Raw genomic sequence first — 18,582 nt, forward strand, 5'->3', positions numbered from 1 at the left:
AATGGTTATTCATACACATCTAAACAAGTATTCATATGTAATTTTGTTGACTTTAATACCATTTTATAGTAAAATTGAATTTACAGATTTATGAGATTTTATTATAATGAGGAGGCAATAAAATGAAAAAAATGATAATTGTATTTTTAGCAGGAATGGCACTTATTTCGTGTGGGAATAAGTCAGAGAATGGGAAAAATTCAGCTAGTTCACAAAAAATTTCATCACAAAATGCAGAAAAAGAAACTTTGGTTGCGAGTGTTCCACCATTAAAATGGATAGTTCAAAGAATAGCAGGAAACGAGTATAATGTAATTTCTGTAATTCAGCCGAATATGAATCACGAATTGTTTGAGCCAAAAACAGATGACTTGATAAAACTTGAAAAATCTAAATTATTTTTTACATATGATGCTTTAAATTTTGAAGAAAAAATTACAAGTACGATTAATGATAAAAATAAAGTTTTGAATGTTTTAAATGGAATTGATCCACATTTATTTTTGGAAGATCACGATCACGACGAACATGGTGGACATCATCACGATGAGCATGAACATAATGGGAAGTTTGATCCGCATGTTTGGTTTTCACTAGAGATGATGCCGAAAGTTGCAGAAAATATAAAAAATAAATTGGTTGAAACTTATCCGAATCAAAAAGATAAATTTGAGAAAAATTACAATGACTTTATAAAAGAATTGGATGGATTTAAAAAAGAAATTTCAGAAAAAATGTCTAAAAAAATAAAAAAAGAATTTATGATTTACCATCCAGCTTTGGAATATTTCTTGAAAGGGACTGGAATTGAAGAAGAAGCGATTGAATCTGAAGGTAAAGAACCATCAGCTAAGCAAATTCAAGAGATAATAAGTGAAGCAAAAGAACATGGAATTTCAACTATTTTAGTGCAACCTCAATTTCCAAAACAAAGTATTGACATTATTGCAAAAGAAATTCCAAATGCAAAAATTGTAACATTTAATACAGATGAAGAAAATGTTTTTGAAAATTTAAGAAAATTTGTGGATAGTTTACAATAATTGTTTTTGTGTAATTAATAAATAGAGTTACAAAATTAAGGGGAAAAGATGCAGAATAATAAGCAAAATAACAAAAAGTTAATATCAGTAAAAAATTTGAATTTTAATTATGGAAAAGATGCTATTTTGAGCGATGTTTCGCTAGATATTTATAAAGGGAAAAATGTTGCAATAATTGGGAGAAATGGTGGCGGAAAGTCAACTTTAGTAAAATTGATGCTTGGTTTTTTGAAGAAAAAATCTGGAGAAATAAATTATTATGTTGACAAGAATAAAATTGGGTATTTGCCACAAATTAGAGAATTTGATACTTCTTTTCCGATTAATATTTTTGATTTAGTGATTTCAGGACTTACAAAAAAGTCGAATTTATTTAAAAAATTTAGTGCAGAAGATAGAAAAAAGACAAATGATTTGCTTGTTGAATTTGGGATTGAAAAATTAAAAGATAAGTTAATTAGCGAAGTATCTGGAGGTCAGTTGCAAAGGGCCTTGATTGCGAGAGCTCTGATATCGTCACCAGAGATTTTGTTTTTAGATGAGCCTGAATCTTTTTTGGATAAAAAATTTGAGTTTGAGTTGTATGAGAAAATAAAACAATTATCGGATTCTACGATTGTTGTAATTTCGCATGAACTGGATAAATTGTGCTGTTATGTCGATTCGATTTTTATTGTAGAAGAAGAAATTCGTATTTTTGAAGATAAAAATGAATTTTTCAAGAGTGAATTTGCTCACAGGCATGTTCATAATCATAAAATTTAGATTTTTAGCTAACGATTATTAAAAATATAAATTTTTCAAAAATAGTAAGAATACAGTAAAATTAATAAATCATAAAAATATTAATATTTTTACAAAAAAGGAAATGCATAAAGAATGGGAGAAAAATGGAATTTTTAGAAATTTTTAACTATGCTTTCATGAGAAATGCTCTTATTGTAGGGATTTTATCAAGCATTTGTTGTGGAATAATAGGAACTTACATAGTAAACAAAAAAATGGTGTTCATATCGTCGAGTATCAGTCATGCTTCATATGGTGGAATCGGAATTGGAGTATATTTAATATATTTTTTCAAATTGCCACTAAATGATCCATTGATTTTTGGATTAATATTTTCAATATTATCGGGAGTATTGATACTTATACTAAAAGATTTTTTTGGTGTAAATGGTGATTTAGGAATTGGAATAATGATGTCATTTGGAATGGCGATTGGAATTATATTTTCTTTTATGACGCCAGGTTATCAAGCAGATATGTCAACTTATCTTTTTGGAAATATTTTGTTGTCAAATAGCACAAATATAATTTCGCTATTAATTTTAGACATTATTACAATCATATTTTTCGTAATTTTCTACAAAGCAATAGTTTATTCAAGTTTTGATGAAAATTTTTATAAATTATATGGTGTACCAGTCAAGTTTGTAAATTACTTCATGATTATAATAATTTCATCAGCGATTATTATAAATATAAAAACAATTGGAATTATTCTAATAATCTCAATTTTAACAATACCACAAGCAACAGCGGCAATTATCGCAAGAAAATACAGTGTAATAATATATTTGTCAATATTATTCTCATTTTTAGGAATATTATTCGGATTATTATTCTCATATATTTTCAATATTCCATCAGGACCAGCTATAATAGTGGCTTTGATTGTTATAATGTTAATTGTTAAAATAGGAGCGTTTGTAAAGGGGAAAATTGGATAAATTGTGTAAATTAAATGAATTTTTAAACTAAAAATATTATAAATATAGATTATTATTAAATTTAAAGATAAAAAAATAAAGCACTGAGAAAAAAATTTCTTGGTGCTTTTTATAATTATTTTTATTTTTTAAAATATATATTCGAATCAATTTGAAATTAAACTAATGAAATGGTAAAAATTTAGGTTTTAAGTAAATAGCCATAGCTTTTAAGTTTGGTTTTAATATACAATTTTTTAAAAAAGTTTATTTAGTCATTAATCAAATAAACATTGATTTTATTTGATTTTTCAAATATAATATAGGAAACAAAAAGAGAAAGAAGTGATAATGATGAATTCACAAGAATTAAATAAATTTATAAAAGAAAATGTTGATAAAATTTATGATGAAATGCTGAAAATTAGAAGAACTATACATATGAATCCTGAACTGGGGGACAAAGAATTTGAAACGAGTAAACTAATTAAAGAATTTTTGGCAAAAAATAATATTGAATTTTTTGAGATTATAAATACTGGTGTGGTTGCGACAATTTATAATGATGATGAAAAAAATGGTAAAAATCATACTGTTGCGACTAGGGCGGATATTGATGCGTTGCCAATTTTTGAGGAAAATGATGTGGAGTATAAGTCGAAAAATCTTGGAAAAATGCACGCTTGTGGTCATGATACCCATACAACTATTCAATTGGGAGTTGCAAAAGTTTTGGCGGAAAATAAGGATAAATGGAATGGAACTGTGAGATTTTTCTTTCAACCTGCAGAGGAAACTGATGGTGGTGCTGATAGAATGATAAAAGGCGGTGCTTTGAAATTTGAAAAAAGATCTGCTGGGAATAGTGATTTTGAGGATAAAGAGAAAAATAGTAAAGGTACCGACAGAAAAATTGATGCATTTTTTGCACTTCATATGGCACCTGAAATTCCAACTGGGAAAATTGGAGTGAAAGTTGGAAAGACCCATGCTTGTTCAGCACAATTGAAAGCTACTATTCATGGAGTTTCAGCTCATGCGGCATTACCACATAAAGGGGTTGACGCGATATTAATTGGAGCAAAAGTTTTGGAATTCTTTCAGTCAATTGTGAGCAGAAGAATTGATCCTAGAGAGGGTGCGGTTATTACGATTGGCTCGTTTAAAGGTGGAGAAACAAATAATATTGTTTGTGATAAAGTGGAAATGTTAGGGACAATTAGAACTCTTTCAAATGAGACTAGACTTTTTATAAAAGAAACAATTGAGAGGGATTTACCAATTTTTGTGGAAAGTCTTGGAGGAAAAGCTGAAGTTAGTATAAGACTCGGTTACGCACCTGTGATAAATAATGAGGAAATGACAGATTTTGTTGCTGGAAATATTGTTGATTTGCTTGGAAAAGATGCACTTGAAACAATTAAAGAGGCAAGAATGGATGTTGAAGATGTAAGTTATTTCTTGAATGAAATTCCAGGATGTTTTTTTAGATTGGGGACAAGAAATGAAGCGAAAGATATGGTTTACGATTTGCATCATCCAAAATTTAATGTAGATGAAGAAGCAATAAAATATGGGATTGGATTGCAATTAAAAAATATTTTGGAGTATTTGAATAAATAGTAAGAAATTTTAAAGTAACTATTTTGGAATTGAAAAAATGATTTATAAAATTAGGAGAAAAATTAGGGAATGATAAATAAATTTGAAATTGGGCAAAAAGTAGAAATTGAGATTGAAAAAATTGTGTTTGGTGGCGAAGGAATAGGGCGAGTTGATGGTTTTGCGATTTTTGTGCCGATGAGTGTGCCTGGAGATAGACTTGAAATTGAGATAATTTCTTTGAAAAAAACTTACGGGAGAGGACTTATTACACGGATTATTGAGCCTTCGAAGGACAGAGTTGAAGATTTGTCAAAAGTTAGTTTTGAAGATTTTGACGGATGTGATTTTGGAATGCTTAAATATGAGAAGCAGCTAGAGTATAAAAATGAGATGTTGAAAGAGGTCTTGACAAAAATTGGTGGGATAAATCTTGAAGAAGTTATTTTGGAAAATATAATTGCGAGTGAACATAAAAAAAATTATCGGAACAAGACAGCAGAGCCGATTTATAAAAAAAATGGAAAAATTATGACAGGATTTTATTCGAGAAGATCTCATGATGTTTTTACAGCGAAGGAAAATCTGTTGCGTTCAGAAATTGCTGATAAAATAATAAATAAATTTTTGGAAGAAATAAACAGTTTTAATGGAACGAAAAATGAATTTAAAGTTTACAATGAAGTCAATAATAGCGGATTTTTGAAGCATATAATGGTTAGAAATAACGAAAAAAACGATGTTATGATTGTTGTTGTTGTGAATAAAACTTCGCAATATAAACATTTAGTTAAAGTTTTAGAAAAAATGTATGAAGAAAATGAAGAAGTAAAATCAGTTTATATTTCAGTAAAAAAAGAGCAGAATAATGTGATTTTAGGTGATGAGAGTAGACATATTTTTGGTGAAAGTTATTTAGAAGAGGAAATTGAAGGAATAAAATTTAAGATTTATCCAGATTCATTTTTTCAAATTAATAAAAGACAGGCAATAAAATTGTACGACAAAGCGATTGAATATTTTGGAGAAAATAAAAAAGGAACCGTGATTGATGCGTTTTCTGGGACTGGGACAATTGCGATGATACTTTCTAAAGATGTGGAAAAAGTAATTGGTATTGAAAGTGTTGAAAGTTCGGTTGTTGCGGGGAATATGACTATTGAAGAAAATGGGTTGAAGCATGTGAGTTTATTAAATGGAAAAGTTGAAAAAGTTTTACCTGAAATTTTGAAAAAAGAGAAAATTAGTGGAATAATTTTTGATCCGCCTAGAAGAGGAATTGATGAAAAAGCACTTAGAAGCGTTGTGAAAAATAAAATTGAAAAAATTGTTTATATTTCTTGTAATCCAGCAACTTTTGCTAGAGATAGTAAATTTTTGATTGAAAAAGGGTATAAATTGGAGAAAATTACTGCGGTGGATATGTTTCCTCAGACAGCACATATTGAGTGTGTTGGGGTGTTAAAAAAGTTAGATAAATAAGAGGTTTTAGTATTAAAAAAATGTGTGGAAATGGAGATAAATAGGAATTATTTATCTTCAATCCTAAATTTTGTAGCATATCGAAAAAGAAAAAAATACAATTCTAAATAAAAATTAAAAATAAATTAAAAAAATTGTTGACAAAAAACTTAAAATAATGTATTATGAAATAGATTAAAAAAAGATTAAAAAACAATCTTAAAAATCAAAAATTTGAGAAAGGGGGAAAATAAGATTATAAATAATAGATTATAAATTGAGGTTTTGTTAATGTTATTTATAATTGAAAAAATATGAATAATAAAGGGGTTATTAATCAAACTAATAGAACTATGTTATTTGAGGAAATTAATCCAGAGAAAATGGATTTGCTTACATTGATTGATGATGTCAAAGGAATTGATTCTTTGGATGATGAGAAGATACTTGAGATTAATAAACATCTTTTAGTGTCGAGTTTTGATGAATTTTTGGAGAAGTTTGAGCCAAAGGTTTATAGTTATTATAATGCAGAAAATCAGAGAATTCAGTATATTTTAAAGAAGCCAGAAGGAATTCCAGAAGAATTTATTAATGAAATAAAAATTGATAATGGAAATGTATTTTTTAAAATGCTGAGTACTTTAATGGAGGCTAGGAAATCACAAGGGAATAAGAATGTTGAATTTAAATTTGAGAATATTTTAGAGTTGATTTCGCCGAAGAAGGTTATTGAAGATATAAAGCAGACTAGAAAGGAAATTGCGTATATTTTTAATAAGTATGAGGAATTAGATGACGAAAATCCTAAAAAGTTAGAGTATGGAGATAAACTGAATAATAAGTTTGAGGAAGCTTCTCAAAATTATAATAATATTTTAGGAATGTTGCCATTGGCAATTGAGGATATAAAAACTCGGCTTTTGATTGGAAGTGACGAGAGTAGTTTTAAATCTGAAAAAATTAAATTGGGAATGTTGCAAGTTGGAGAAAAGGGAGAATTAGAGGTTATCGAGTATAAACAAAATGAATCAAATGAGTTAGCTCTAATTGAAGAGAAGAATACGACTGCACTTATGGAAGCGTTTCAAGATGATTATGAAAGTGTTACAGAAGAACCAAATCAGTATATTAAAGATTTAGTGGTGAGAACTTTTGTTCCATTGGCTAAGAACTTTGTTGAGATTGATCAAGAACAAGAAGTTGAGAATTATAATAATTATTTGAGTTTTTATAAGTTTGCACAGGAAGATTTTGTGAAAATTGCAAAACCTTTGATTGAGAAATTATTAGGAATAAAAATGTTTTTTGAACAATATGAAACGAAAATTTCTATGATGAAACCAACTTTGTTAATTACTAATGTAAAGGCAGAAATGATTGCAAAATCAGGGAATAAAGAGAGATTGCAAGCGTTTTTAAATACGGTTAATATGAAAAATGATTTCGATAATACAGTTTGGTTTGCAATTTATCCAAATGTTGACTTAGATATTAAAAAAGGTGAGAAAAAGGTTAGAGCGAGATTTAAAGGGACTTCGAATGATGAAAAAACAGAAAAAAATACAATAGAAACATTAACTAATTTGATGATGATATTAGGTAATTATAAAGTTCAGGTTTTCTTTAATTTTGAAGGAACTTATGAGACTTCTTTTGATAATTTGGCAACAAAAGGATTGGATAAATATATTGAGAAAACATCAATTTTAGAAAATCAAAAATATTCTGAATATTTGATACCAGTAATTCCTAATTTTACTATAATTCCAAAAGACAAATCTGGTGTGATATTGGACTATAAGATGAAATATGAGAATGATGGTGTTGTTTTATCAGATGAACAGGAAGATTTGCTAAAATTTTGGATAGAAGGTGTGTATGTGGATGGAGCGTATGTGGCAGCTGGAATAATTTCGGCTTCTCAATGTCCTAATTATTTAAGAGATAGATTTAATGCGGTTTCGATGGTGTATCCAGGAGTCAGGTTTGATATTGAGGCAGATGATAATCCTTATAAGGTTAAAACAACTATGTCTAAAGAAATTTCAGGATTTACAAATGCGATAAAAGATAAAATTAACCAATTTAATTATGGATTTGTATTTTCTTCAGATAATGCACAGGTCCAAAAAGAAAAAATTAAAAATATTGTAGTTTATAAGGCTAGAACATTATTAAAAAATTCTGAAGGTGGATATGAACCATTGTATAAAACTTTGACGACGACTTATATTGAAAGAGTCTTAAGATTTGTGACAACTGATTTTAAAGAGGATAAATTGAATTTATTTTTCAGTACAAATCCATCTAGTCAAAAATCTCTTTGGTTGAAGGATCAGAAATTTATAAATGGAATTATGCAAAAAGGAGATGATATTTCGCATAAAATTGATGAAGAGATGGGTATTTGTCAGTTAAATATAGTGTTTGCAGGAAATATGAGAAACTTGCAAGTGGAAATTAATAAGTAGTTTTAAAAATAAAATGAGGGGGAGTTAGTAATGGGATTTAGATTAACAGTAAAAGGACAAAATGAGGAAATATTATTGGATAAAGAAAGCATTTTAGATGTAAAGTATATGTCAGAAACACCTGATGATTCAAATGCGAGAGCAACTGATTTAGGGGTTATTTTAGAAATTAAGGGGAAAATTTTGGCGGCTGCGAATGGAGATACTGAAGATGATACTAGAAAAGTGGCTCAATGGTCGTTGGTTCCTTCTGAATCGAGTGATGCTTATAGACAAGCTAGTTTGGAAGTGATTTCAGCTGGGCAAATGGTCAGAAAAATTGATATGACAAATGTGTTTGTTGTAGATTATATTGAGGAATACGGAAGTCAAGCTGGAACAGGAACATTTTCATTGAAAATTAAACAGAAAAAAGAGAAAGTTATTGAAGTTGCGATTGAAGGAGGTTATGCAGCACAGGAAGAAGCATAATTGTAATTTAATTAAAAAAAGTTAATAAGAATTTTTTTGAGAGTTTGAGAAAATAAATTTGAAAGAATAAATAAAATATAAAAAAAGTACTGTTTGAATAATAATATAAATTTGAAAAAGATTTACTCAGGTACAAATGATAAGTTTGTTGTCTGAGTAAATTCTAAAATAATAGAAATAATTAATGTTTTAGAACAAATAATTTATTTATTTGTTGTAATTAGTTTATTATTTAAGAGGGGGAAATATGTTTGAGAATAGGTATCCAATTTTTAAGAAAGGAAGTATTTTAGAAAAAAAGGAATTAGATTTGTTGAGGGATAATCCAGTAGAGATAATGGAATTGATGTATTTAGAGGTAAAGGATGGGATTATAAAAGGGTTTGACTTGGAAACGGATGAAGTGGAAAAAGTTGTAGTTGTAAAAAAGGGAATATTGAAGTATAAAGGGAAAATATATTGGCTAAAAGAAGATTATAGATTTTTTATGCCAGATGAAGAAGATAAATATATTTTGAAATTAAAATTATTTTCTGAGATTGAGGATAGAAAATTTTATATTAGGAGAGGAGAGTTTAAGTTAGAAAGAGGTTATGAAATAGATGAAGATGAGATAGAAATAGCTAGATTCATAACTAGAACAGGAGCAGATTTAAGAAATGACTACAATAGTTTTTCTGATTTGAGAAGAGATTTTAATTTGTTAGAAATAATTAATCAAAAATATTCTTCGAAAAATAAAAGAGGAACATTACATCCAAAAATATTAGAAATGTGGGCCTTGGAAGCTTCTAAAAAAGAAAATTTGGATATTTTTGATGTGAATTTTTATACAAATTGTTTGCAAGAGAAATTGGAGCGAGAAATAATAATTGCATATATAAATACAAAATTTATTTCTAAAAAAATGGATTATTCAAATGATGAACTCTATGAAAGTCTATTGAAAATATTAGAAAATTTGGGGAAAGAGCGAACAAAACAAGAGAAAAAACGAATTGTACCGAAAAAAATATCAATAGAATAGATTGGAGAAAAGATGGACTATTATCAAATATTGGGAGTTTCAGAGAATTTTACTCGAGATGAACTGAAATCATCGTATAAAAAATTGGCGTTGAAATATCATCCAGACAGGAATCCGAATGATAAGAAAGCTGAAAATATGTTTAAGAAAATATCAGAGGCTTATGATGTGCTAAAAAATCCTACGAAAAGGACAGAATATGATAAGAAAAGACATAAATTGAATAAAAATTTTAATGGAAATTCGAGTGTAAAAAATTCAAAAAATGAGAATATAAATGAAAATAGAGAAAATACACAAAAGTTCGATGAATTTTTGTTTACATCAGATAATTTTAAAAATATGTTTGAAAAGGCATTTAATATTGAAGGAATGAGTAAATTTAGAAAAAAAGAGAACGAAAATTCTATTGAAAAAACTTTTGAGAATTTTTTTAATGTGAAGGGGAAAAAATAAATGTGGAGAAGAATTAATATTTTTAGAAATTTTAGAAATATTTTTAGAAGACCGTTTGGACGAGGAAGTTTGTATCGATTGGAAAGATTGAGTAGAAATGTAAGTTTGAAAAAAGAGGGGAAATTTGACAAAAGATCAAAATTATCTGTGGACGAAGGTATCAAAAAATATGAGAAAAGACAATTATCTTCGAAAAATAGGATAAGTAAGTTTTTTGAATGGAAAAATATTATCATTTTAGCTGTGTTAACTATAACATTGATTTATGTTCATTTTTCTGGTTATTCTACAAAAAGTTTGTATATTTCAATATTTATTTTTATTGGAGTAACTCTTTATTTATTAATTGTGGAAAGATTTAAAGAAAAGGTTAGGATGGAAGGAAAAATAAATGAAATAAAAAACGAAAGAGAAAGAGAACATAGTAATTTTTTGGATAGAGTAAAAGAAATAGAAGAAGTAGAGAAAAATCAATTGGAAAGTATAATTTTGAAAAACTCGGAAGATTATGATATTAAAATTTGGAAAGTAGGAAGAGCTACGTCACTTTTAATTGGAAAGAAAACGCCTAGAAATAAGGTTGATATTGATGTGAGCGAAGGAATTTATTCGAACTTGGTAAGTAGAGCTCATGGACTGCTTAATAGAGTTAATGGAGTTTGGTATTACGAGGATTTAGGTTCACAAAATGGGAGTGGGATCGAAAAAAAATCAGATAGGAGAAAAGTGAAAATTAGAAGAAATACACCGATTAAGGTGGAATCAGGAGATATTATTTATTTGGCAACAACAAAATTGTTGTTAATTTGATTTTTATTAATTACAATTAAAATTGTTACCAAAATTAAAAATGATGAATATCTTTAGAGAAACAAATGAAAATTGAAATAAAAGATTGAAAGGATTGCTTCTTAAAATGAAAAAAATTGTACTAATATTTTTAGTTTTTTCTATAATTTCTTGTGCAAAAGAAAAAGATACAATTACTTCAAATAAGGGAAATAACAATAGTTTGGTTGTTAATCAGAAAAAATTGCAAGAAATAAAAAATAAAGATTCTCAAAAAAAATTAAGTTATTATAGAGAATTAAAATCTCGAATGGAGAAATTTGAAAAAAATATTCAAAAAAAATATGGGAATGATAAGACTCGTTTGCAAGAATATATTGAGCTTTTTAAAAAATGGGACGAAGAACTCAATATAATTTATAGGAAAGTAATAGAAAAATTAAAAAATTCTAAATACAGAAATAGTGAACAAATTTTAGTAACAACACAAAAAGCGTGGATAAAATACAAAGAAAGTAATTATAATTTTGTGGAAGTAGCAAGTGAAATGTTACACTATAATAGTGCGATTAAAGCAACTGTAACGCAAATCGCACTTACTGAAATTACGTCAAGAAGAACATTGGAATTAGCTAAAATATTTGATTTTTTAGAAAGTAACGAAAATAATACTGATATTACTAAACAAAAATATTTAGATATCGATAAAAAATTAAATGAAAAATATAAAAATATTTTAAATCAAGCTAAAATAAAAAAATTTGATATAGAAAAATTTATAGAATCACAAAGAAATTGGGTAGAATTAAAAGAAAAAGAAATTTTATTTTGGAATGGTATTGGGAATGAAAAAGAAAAATTAAGAGCTCTTACAGAAATGACTGAAAATAGAATTTTAGATTTTGATAGTTATCTTGAAGATTATATTGAAGAATTTGAGTAAAAGTAAGTGATAGAAAATAAAAATAAATTGAAATTGAGGTTTTAAGAAATGAGAATGAAAAATAAAATTTAGGAGGAATTATTGATGAAAAGATTTTTATCATTAATATTGTTTTTAGGGACGTTATTTAGCTGTAATGGTGGCACGAAAGAAAGTAAAGAAATTATTGAAAAGAAAGTAAAAAATCTTTCTACTCAAAATGAAGTTATAAAAAAATCAGAAAAAATTGAAAAATGTGACAAAATTCCAGAGTATGATTTGAATGTTACAAAAATAACTTTAAAAAATAAAGGAATTAGCGATATAAAATGTTTGGCAAAATATAAAAATTTAAGAGAGCTAGATTTGAGATGGAATAAAATAAAAAATATTGAAACATTAGGAAGTTTAGAAAAATTAGAAATTTTAAGAATAAATTTCAATCAAATAACAGATATTAAACCGATCTTGAATTTAAAAAATTTGAGAGAATTGTGGTTACATAATAATAAAATCAAAGATATAAGAGGAATTGGAAAATTGTCAGAATTAAAACATTTAGATATAAGTTATAATCCTTTGGAATACGGAATTGAGGAGATACCTAGTTTGAAAAGATTGAAACGATTTGAGATTAGAAAGACTCCCAAAAAGATTGTGGATTATGTTTATGATAATTATCAGAAATTTATGTTTTTAGATGAGATTTATATGTATGAAAGAGTACAAGAAAATATCAAAAAGCGTGATAATGAAGCTAGATACCCTCGCTTTTCTGATTTTGAAGGGAAAATACAAGATTTTGAAACATATAAAACTATAAAAGATATAGAAATGATTATGGTTTCAGAAAAAAATGTTCCGCAAGTAATGAGAGAAAAAATATTAGAATATAAAAAAGAACATGATGAAGATGAGGATAATGGAATTTTCGGTATAGGAATGTATAAAAATGGTAACTATTCTACATATTCTATAAGAGCAACTAGTGCTTATGGAGGATATACTACAACATATTTTTTGAAAGATGGAAAGATATTTGCTGAAGAAGGTTCAGATTTATATAGTTTATTAGAAAGTCCAGAAGGAAATAATTTATATTTAGCAACAATTTCTGCTCATGGGCGACCTAATTTTATAATTGTAGATTTTAAAAGAGGAACACTTGTGGAGGAAGAGAGAGAAAAATTTTAAGAAGAGGTAATAAAATCAGATAAAAATTTGAATTCTATAGATTTTATAGGGGGGGAATATGAAAAATAGAATTTTTGAGGGGAAAGATATTGGAGATAGCGCTGTTAAATTTTTTGATAAGTTAGCTTATTTTGAGAGCAGTGGTAATTATCAACTAGAAGATAAAAAACGTTATATAGGAAGATATCAGCTTGGAACAGATGTACTTGCAGATATGGGATGGGTACAAAAAGACGCAACTTGGGAAACGGCTAGATTTAGAGGGGAAGCAGCAAAAAAGTGGGGATTAACCAATAAAAGAAGTTTTCTGAATAATCCGAAAGCTCAAGATGAAGCGATCATGAAATCTTTAAAAGTTCGTTGGATGTTATTAAAAAAATATTCTAACAAAATTTGTCAAAAAATAAATGTTCCTGCAGATGCAAATTATAAAACTCCTAAATTATTATTAGCTTCTAAAGAAAGTGTTAGGAGAATATTATTAAGCAAAAAGTCTCAAGGATTTAAGTCAGAGGATTTAAAAGGAAAAAGTTTTGTTCTCACTTCATCAGGATTGCTTGGAGCAGGTCATTTATGTGGTCAAGGTGCTATGTCAAATGCTTTATCAATGAATTTTAAAGGTAAATATGGTATTCCGGTAGATGGAAATAATGTTCCTTGCTTATTTTATCATGAAAATTTATCAGGACATGACTTGTCAGTAATAATAGGATTTAAAGACAGTTGTCCTGCTAATAAAGTAGTTTTAAAAAACGATACACAGAGTGACAATAAAAAAATAAATAAAGAAGCAAAAACTACTGAGCTACCACAAAATAAATCAAATAATAATGTAGCTAAACCATCAGTGGCAACAAGTTCTAATTCTCAAAAAAAGGAAAGTCCTTATAAACAAAATGCGTCAAATATAGTGAAGAAAGTAGAGGAACCTAAAACAATAGCACCAAAAATATTTAATGAATTGGATGAAGAAAAAGACGGTGTATATATTTTTAATGGGCAGAAATTTGAGGAAGTTTGGGATACAGAGGAGTATAGGAAAGATCGTGAGCTGATAAGTTCTCAGAAGGCCCCAGAAATGGCTTTTGTGAATCAGAGTGAAATTAATGTAGAAAGATTGAAAGCAAAATTTTTGGATTCAAAGATGTATAATCAGGATTATATCAAATATTTGGAGGTTAAAACTGGTAAAAAAGTTTTAGAGGATAATAAGGAAGATATAGATTTGCTTTTGAAAATTTATGATGAAGCGACAAAAGATGAAAATGGAACAGGAAATATTATAAAGCAAGAGAATTTTGATATTTTACGGGAAAGAGAGAAAAATTCTGAAACGATTAGAATACAAAATATTATTTACTATATATTTTCGACACCGATTAAGAATAAAGGAAAGATAGAAACGTTAGAATATGTTTTAGGTCAATTTAGTGCAAAATATGTTGTTTATCCAGATAAAAAGCCGATAAAATCTTATGAGGCGGAGAAAAGTTTTATAGAAAAGAATATGAATGTTTCAAGTCATTTGTTGAAAAATGATTCAAATTCGACTAAAATTCAAAAAAATAAGCTACCAGAAGAGTATAATAAATATTTGAAAGGTATCAAGGATATTGATGACATTTTGATAAGGGTTGAAAAAAAGTCTCATGAAAATTTTGCTAATATGCACTGTGAAAATTTGATAAGAGAACTTTATCAAGACGAGAAAGAATTTAAAGAAAGTTTTTTGTTAGATGAAAATGGTGTTTTAAAAAATCCATTATCACGGAGAATGATTGATAATATCATTATTGAATTTTTGAAGGTTCAGACTGGTTTTAAAAGTGAAAAGGAAGATAAATATTTTGATAATCATAAATACAAGGATAGTAATGTTATTAGGAATTATTTGTTGTGGTATGTAAAAAGGCAGCGTGGGATTGATTTACCTTCAAAAAGTGAGACGGGTCTATTTGATAGATTGGAAAAAATCGGAAAAGAGATTAGAATTACAACGGTTTTAAATGATTGGATAAGTTCTAAATCGGTTATAAAAGTTAGGAATATTCGAAAAATTTCTCAATTAATTAGTGAAGTTTATAGTGAATATAGAGATAAAGCTGATTATGATAAAGATAAAAGAATAATTCAACAATTATTTAAAGTGAGTAAGGAAATTAGAGATTATGCGGCAAATATAGATTCTATGGACATTTATTCATTTTATAAAGAATTTTATACTTTGGATAATGTCGTGAACCCGACTGGAGATTTATTTGTAAATGATAATTGTATTTTGAAATGTACAATGGCAGATGATATTAGTAGATTAATTATTGAGCAGGAAAGCGTACGTTTACGAGGTGGGAAACAGGCAAATATTTTGGATAAGAAAATATTACCATTTAAAATGTGTAAAGCGATTGGAAAATGTAAGCCAGAATTACTTGAAAAATGGGAGAAGTTGACTGATGTGAAAGTTCGAAATTCTCCAGCTTTATTGAATACAGCAACAATAAAATGTAAATTTGGTGGTGTGATAAGTATTGATGATGCGGGACAAAATACAATTGGAACAGCTTCTGATAAGGAAACTAAATTGGGAGAAAGTACTCGAGATGCTGATTGTAAGTACAAATTGTTGATTGATATTTGTAAAGACATAAATAATAATTTTATGCAAACATTATTGAAGAAAAACTGTCAAAAATTTTCCAAGAATAAGAAGTATTTAAAGGATGTAGAAAATATAATTTCACCAGATGTGTTAACTAAAATGTGTAATGTGTCTAGGAAAGAAGATTCATCAGAAAATAAGAAAAAAGAATATGAGAAATTGTTAAATGAGAATAAAATAAAAATGGAAATGGCAAAGAAAGAAACGTCTTTTGAAAAAGAAAAGGATTTGAGAGAAAAAATTTATGAAAGTTTTAAAGAAGCATATAAACGAGTAAAACAACTGTCAAATCCAGCATTAGACACAAAAGGTATTAAAAAAAATTATGGAATTTCTTTATGCGACTATCAAAAGAAAAATTTTTATTCGGCAAAGATGTTACCTGTTATAGCGTATGGATATTTAATGAAATCAGGAAATTTTGATATTAGTTCTGAAAATATTGATAATATTGTGAATGAATTAAACGATGAATCAAATAATAAAGAAACAGAAATATTATGGGTATTGAATAATTCTAATTATAATGTATCAATTCGAGAAAATAAGTCTGAGAATCAAAAATCATTAGAAGTAAATACTTCCGATGTAAAAACGTGGTTTCAAATTGGAGAAAATTTATACAAGAAATTAGAATTACCTCCAAGTGAAAACGATATTCTTGAGGAAATTCGTCAAAATGGAAAAGTTTTATCGACGTGTCCTTTTAGTCTAATGGAATGGAATGAAAATCATTATTCGGATGTTAAAAATAACGATATAGATAATCAAAATTTTTCTCTTGATGAAAAAATAGAAAATATGAAAATGGAAGATTTTGGATATAACAGAATGAAAATAGATGATAGTTTTTTGGAAGAAAAGTATGTTGAAAATGAAAATGTGAATAATGATATGAAATATGAAAATATTTTTAATTCAAAAGATAAAACGAAACAATTTGAAGTGAAAAATTCACAGAAAGATTTATCAAAACGACCGAAAACTCAAACAAAAGAAGTGGTTAAAAAGCCTATTCAAAGTACGAACCAACAAAATAAGGTAGTTACACAAAAATCAACTGCGAATAATGTCAAAAGCGAAACTATTGAAAAAAAAGACCAGAAAAGTATGCCTGCTAATAACGAGAATATAAAAGCAACTTCAGGTGTTAGTAAAAGCGGTTCTTGTTCAGGGAATAGTTGTCCTCATAGTGGAGTAGAGGGAAACTATATTTTAGATGTAGTGAGAATAGAGGAGTTGTCGCTAGGAACACTATCTAAATTCCGTATTTTAGATCCTAGTGGTAGAGAGGTTGCGGGATTTAATGGTTATGTAGTGGAAAGAGAAGGGCCTGATACGATTGTTTCTGGAAGGAAAAAAAGGATTGTACAAGGAACGCATGAATTAAGATGGCATGAAAGACCAGATAAAAAAGATAAAAAAGGAAATGTGACAAGAAAAGGCTATTTAGCAATTGGTGTTTTTAATAACACTGCAAATTCAAAAGGATTGTTTAATAAAAAATTAAAGAGAAAAGTTTTAATTTATGAAGAAAGGTGGATTTTAATTCATCCCGTTGGTAAAAGTTCTGGGCTAGAAGGATGCCTAGCACCTGCTAAAGGATACACAAAAGATAAAACAGCATATTTTACTGTAGGTTCAGATAAATTATTTGGTGATATAATAAAATTTATTAAGAAAATAGAAGGGAGAAAGGTTAGGAATTGGGATAATCTTAGAAAATTTAAGTTAAAAGTTTCTAATAAAATTTAAAAATGCTGTAGAAAATTAAATTTTTTTTAGAAGGAAAGGGTGTAGAATGAAAAAATTAATAATTTTATCAATATTAGTAATAATTTCTTGCAGTGCTGAAAACAAAGGCAATAAAGAAGTGAAAGCTTTAAAAAATAAGGGGGATATTAAAAAAATGGAAATTCAAAGGCAAAATAAAATTGAAACATCAGATTTAGAAGAATTTTTTAAAAATTATTCTTATTTAGACAGGATTCTTATAAAAAGTGATTATTTTGATATGAATGATTCAAGTCAAGATATTTTAAAAAAATATATCGAAAATAAAGAAAAGAAAATGATAAAATTAGAAAGCAGTTCACAAATTTTTGATAATGAACCTAAGGAGAAAAGAATAAAGAAAATAATTTCAATATTGTTGGAATTGGAAGAAAAAGTAACAAATCATGATATTGATTGGTTACTAAATAAAGAAGACATATATAAATATTTAATAAATGAAATATCTGAATATAATTATAAATTGCCTAAATCAAAGTTAGATGAGGATAGAGAAAGCATTTATAGAAAATCTTTTTTTGAATTTTTAGAAAAAAATTATTCTAAAGATCAAATAGAAAAAATTTTGGAAGTTATAACGATTAATCCAGAATACCTTTCTTACGATATAGATGGAAGGTATGGATTAAGGAAAGTAGATGAAGTAATATCGGAATTGGAAAAATATGAACCTATTACATCTGAGGAATGGTCAGAAAATGAAGCTAGATCAGGAGAAAAAGTTTTTAAGAATCAAATTGAAAATACACTGGCACCAGCATATATATTAACTGATAACAGGATAGTAATGGTAGACATGAATGATAACAATAAACCGGTAAAAGAAATTAAAATAACAGATTATAAGAAAGTAGGGATAATTCTTTATAAAAATATTGTTTATATATATGATAACGGTATGATTTATGAGTATTCTGGAAGAAAATTTGAGAATGTAAAAAAAATAAAAGTTATGTAAAATAAAAAAAAGATATTTTCTTT

The 18,582-nt window shown here is 27.3% G+C and carries 14 protein-coding genes; all 14 read left to right on the forward strand.

What is annotated here, in order from left to right; all coding sequences use genetic code 11:
- Positions 1–122 precede the first annotated feature (122 nt).
- The 14 genes from J4863_RS04000 (at position 123) to J4863_RS04065 (ending at position 18,559) form a co-directional block, all read left to right on the forward strand.
- Positions 123–1,043: a metal ABC transporter solute-binding protein, Zn/Mn family gene (locus J4863_RS04000; protein WP_211619171.1), complete on the forward strand. Its 921-nt coding sequence runs from the start codon at positions 123–125 to the stop codon at positions 1,041–1,043.
- Positions 1,044–1,091: 48 nt separating this feature from the next.
- Positions 1,092–1,808 (forward strand): metal ABC transporter ATP-binding protein, encoded by a 717-nt coding sequence (locus J4863_RS04005; RefSeq protein ID WP_211619172.1) that lies wholly within the window; start codon positions 1,092–1,094, stop codon positions 1,806–1,808.
- A 125-nt stretch (positions 1,809–1,933) separates the two neighbouring features.
- Complete coding sequence (locus tag J4863_RS04010; RefSeq protein ID WP_211619173.1) at positions 1,934–2,773, forward strand: metal ABC transporter permease; 840 nt, start codon at positions 1,934–1,936, stop codon at positions 2,771–2,773.
- Between the two features lie 333 nt (positions 2,774–3,106).
- Positions 3,107–4,375 carry a M20 family metallopeptidase gene (locus tag J4863_RS04015; RefSeq protein WP_211619311.1) on the forward strand — a complete coding sequence of 423 codons (1,269 nt, stop codon included), beginning with the start codon at positions 3,107–3,109 and terminating at the stop codon, positions 4,373–4,375.
- Between the two features lie 69 nt (positions 4,376–4,444).
- Positions 4,445–5,836 (forward strand): 23S rRNA (uracil(1939)-C(5))-methyltransferase RlmD, encoded by a 1,392-nt coding sequence (gene rlmD, locus J4863_RS04020; RefSeq protein WP_211619174.1) that lies wholly within the window; start codon positions 4,445–4,447, stop codon positions 5,834–5,836.
- Between the two features lie 293 nt (positions 5,837–6,129).
- The gene (locus J4863_RS04025; protein ID WP_211619175.1) at positions 6,130–8,289 is read left to right on the forward strand and encodes a transcriptional regulator; all 2,160 of its coding nucleotides are present in this window, start codon (positions 6,130–6,132) and stop codon (positions 8,287–8,289) included.
- A 30-nt stretch (positions 8,290–8,319) separates the two neighbouring features.
- A complete protein-coding gene (locus J4863_RS04030) occupies positions 8,320–8,760 on the forward strand; it encodes a hypothetical protein (protein WP_211619176.1) in 441 nt (146 codons plus the stop codon).
- 247 nt (positions 8,761–9,007) lie between these two features.
- Positions 9,008–9,787: a hypothetical protein gene (locus J4863_RS04035; protein ID WP_211619177.1), complete on the forward strand. Its 780-nt coding sequence runs from the start codon at positions 9,008–9,010 to the stop codon at positions 9,785–9,787.
- 12 nt (positions 9,788–9,799) lie between these two features.
- Positions 9,800–10,243: a J domain-containing protein gene (locus J4863_RS04040; protein WP_211619178.1), complete on the forward strand. Its 444-nt coding sequence runs from the start codon at positions 9,800–9,802 to the stop codon at positions 10,241–10,243.
- Positions 10,244–11,053, forward strand: coding sequence for an FHA domain-containing protein (locus tag J4863_RS04045; protein WP_211619179.1), 810 nt, complete (start codon positions 10,244–10,246; stop codon positions 11,051–11,053).
- Between the two features lie 106 nt (positions 11,054–11,159).
- Positions 11,160–11,975, forward strand: a complete 816-nt coding sequence (locus tag J4863_RS04050) for a lysozyme inhibitor LprI family protein (RefSeq protein WP_211619180.1) — start codon at positions 11,160–11,162, stop codon at positions 11,973–11,975.
- Positions 11,976–12,059: 84 nt separating this feature from the next.
- Positions 12,060–13,148, forward strand: coding sequence for a leucine-rich repeat domain-containing protein (locus tag J4863_RS04055; RefSeq protein WP_211619181.1), 1,089 nt, complete (start codon positions 12,060–12,062; stop codon positions 13,146–13,148).
- Positions 13,149–13,206: 58 nt separating this feature from the next.
- Positions 13,207–17,562, forward strand: coding sequence for a DUF4280 domain-containing protein (locus tag J4863_RS04060; protein ID WP_211619182.1), 4,356 nt, complete (start codon positions 13,207–13,209; stop codon positions 17,560–17,562).
- Positions 17,563–17,608: 46 nt separating this feature from the next.
- Positions 17,609–18,559: a hypothetical protein gene (locus J4863_RS04065; protein WP_211619183.1), complete on the forward strand. Its 951-nt coding sequence runs from the start codon at positions 17,609–17,611 to the stop codon at positions 18,557–18,559.
- Positions 18,560–18,582 lie beyond the last annotated feature (23 nt).

Origin of the sequence: Leptotrichia sp. oral taxon 221, assembly GCF_018128245.1 — a bacterium.
GTDB lineage: Bacteria > Fusobacteriota > Fusobacteriia > Fusobacteriales > Leptotrichiaceae > JABCPH02.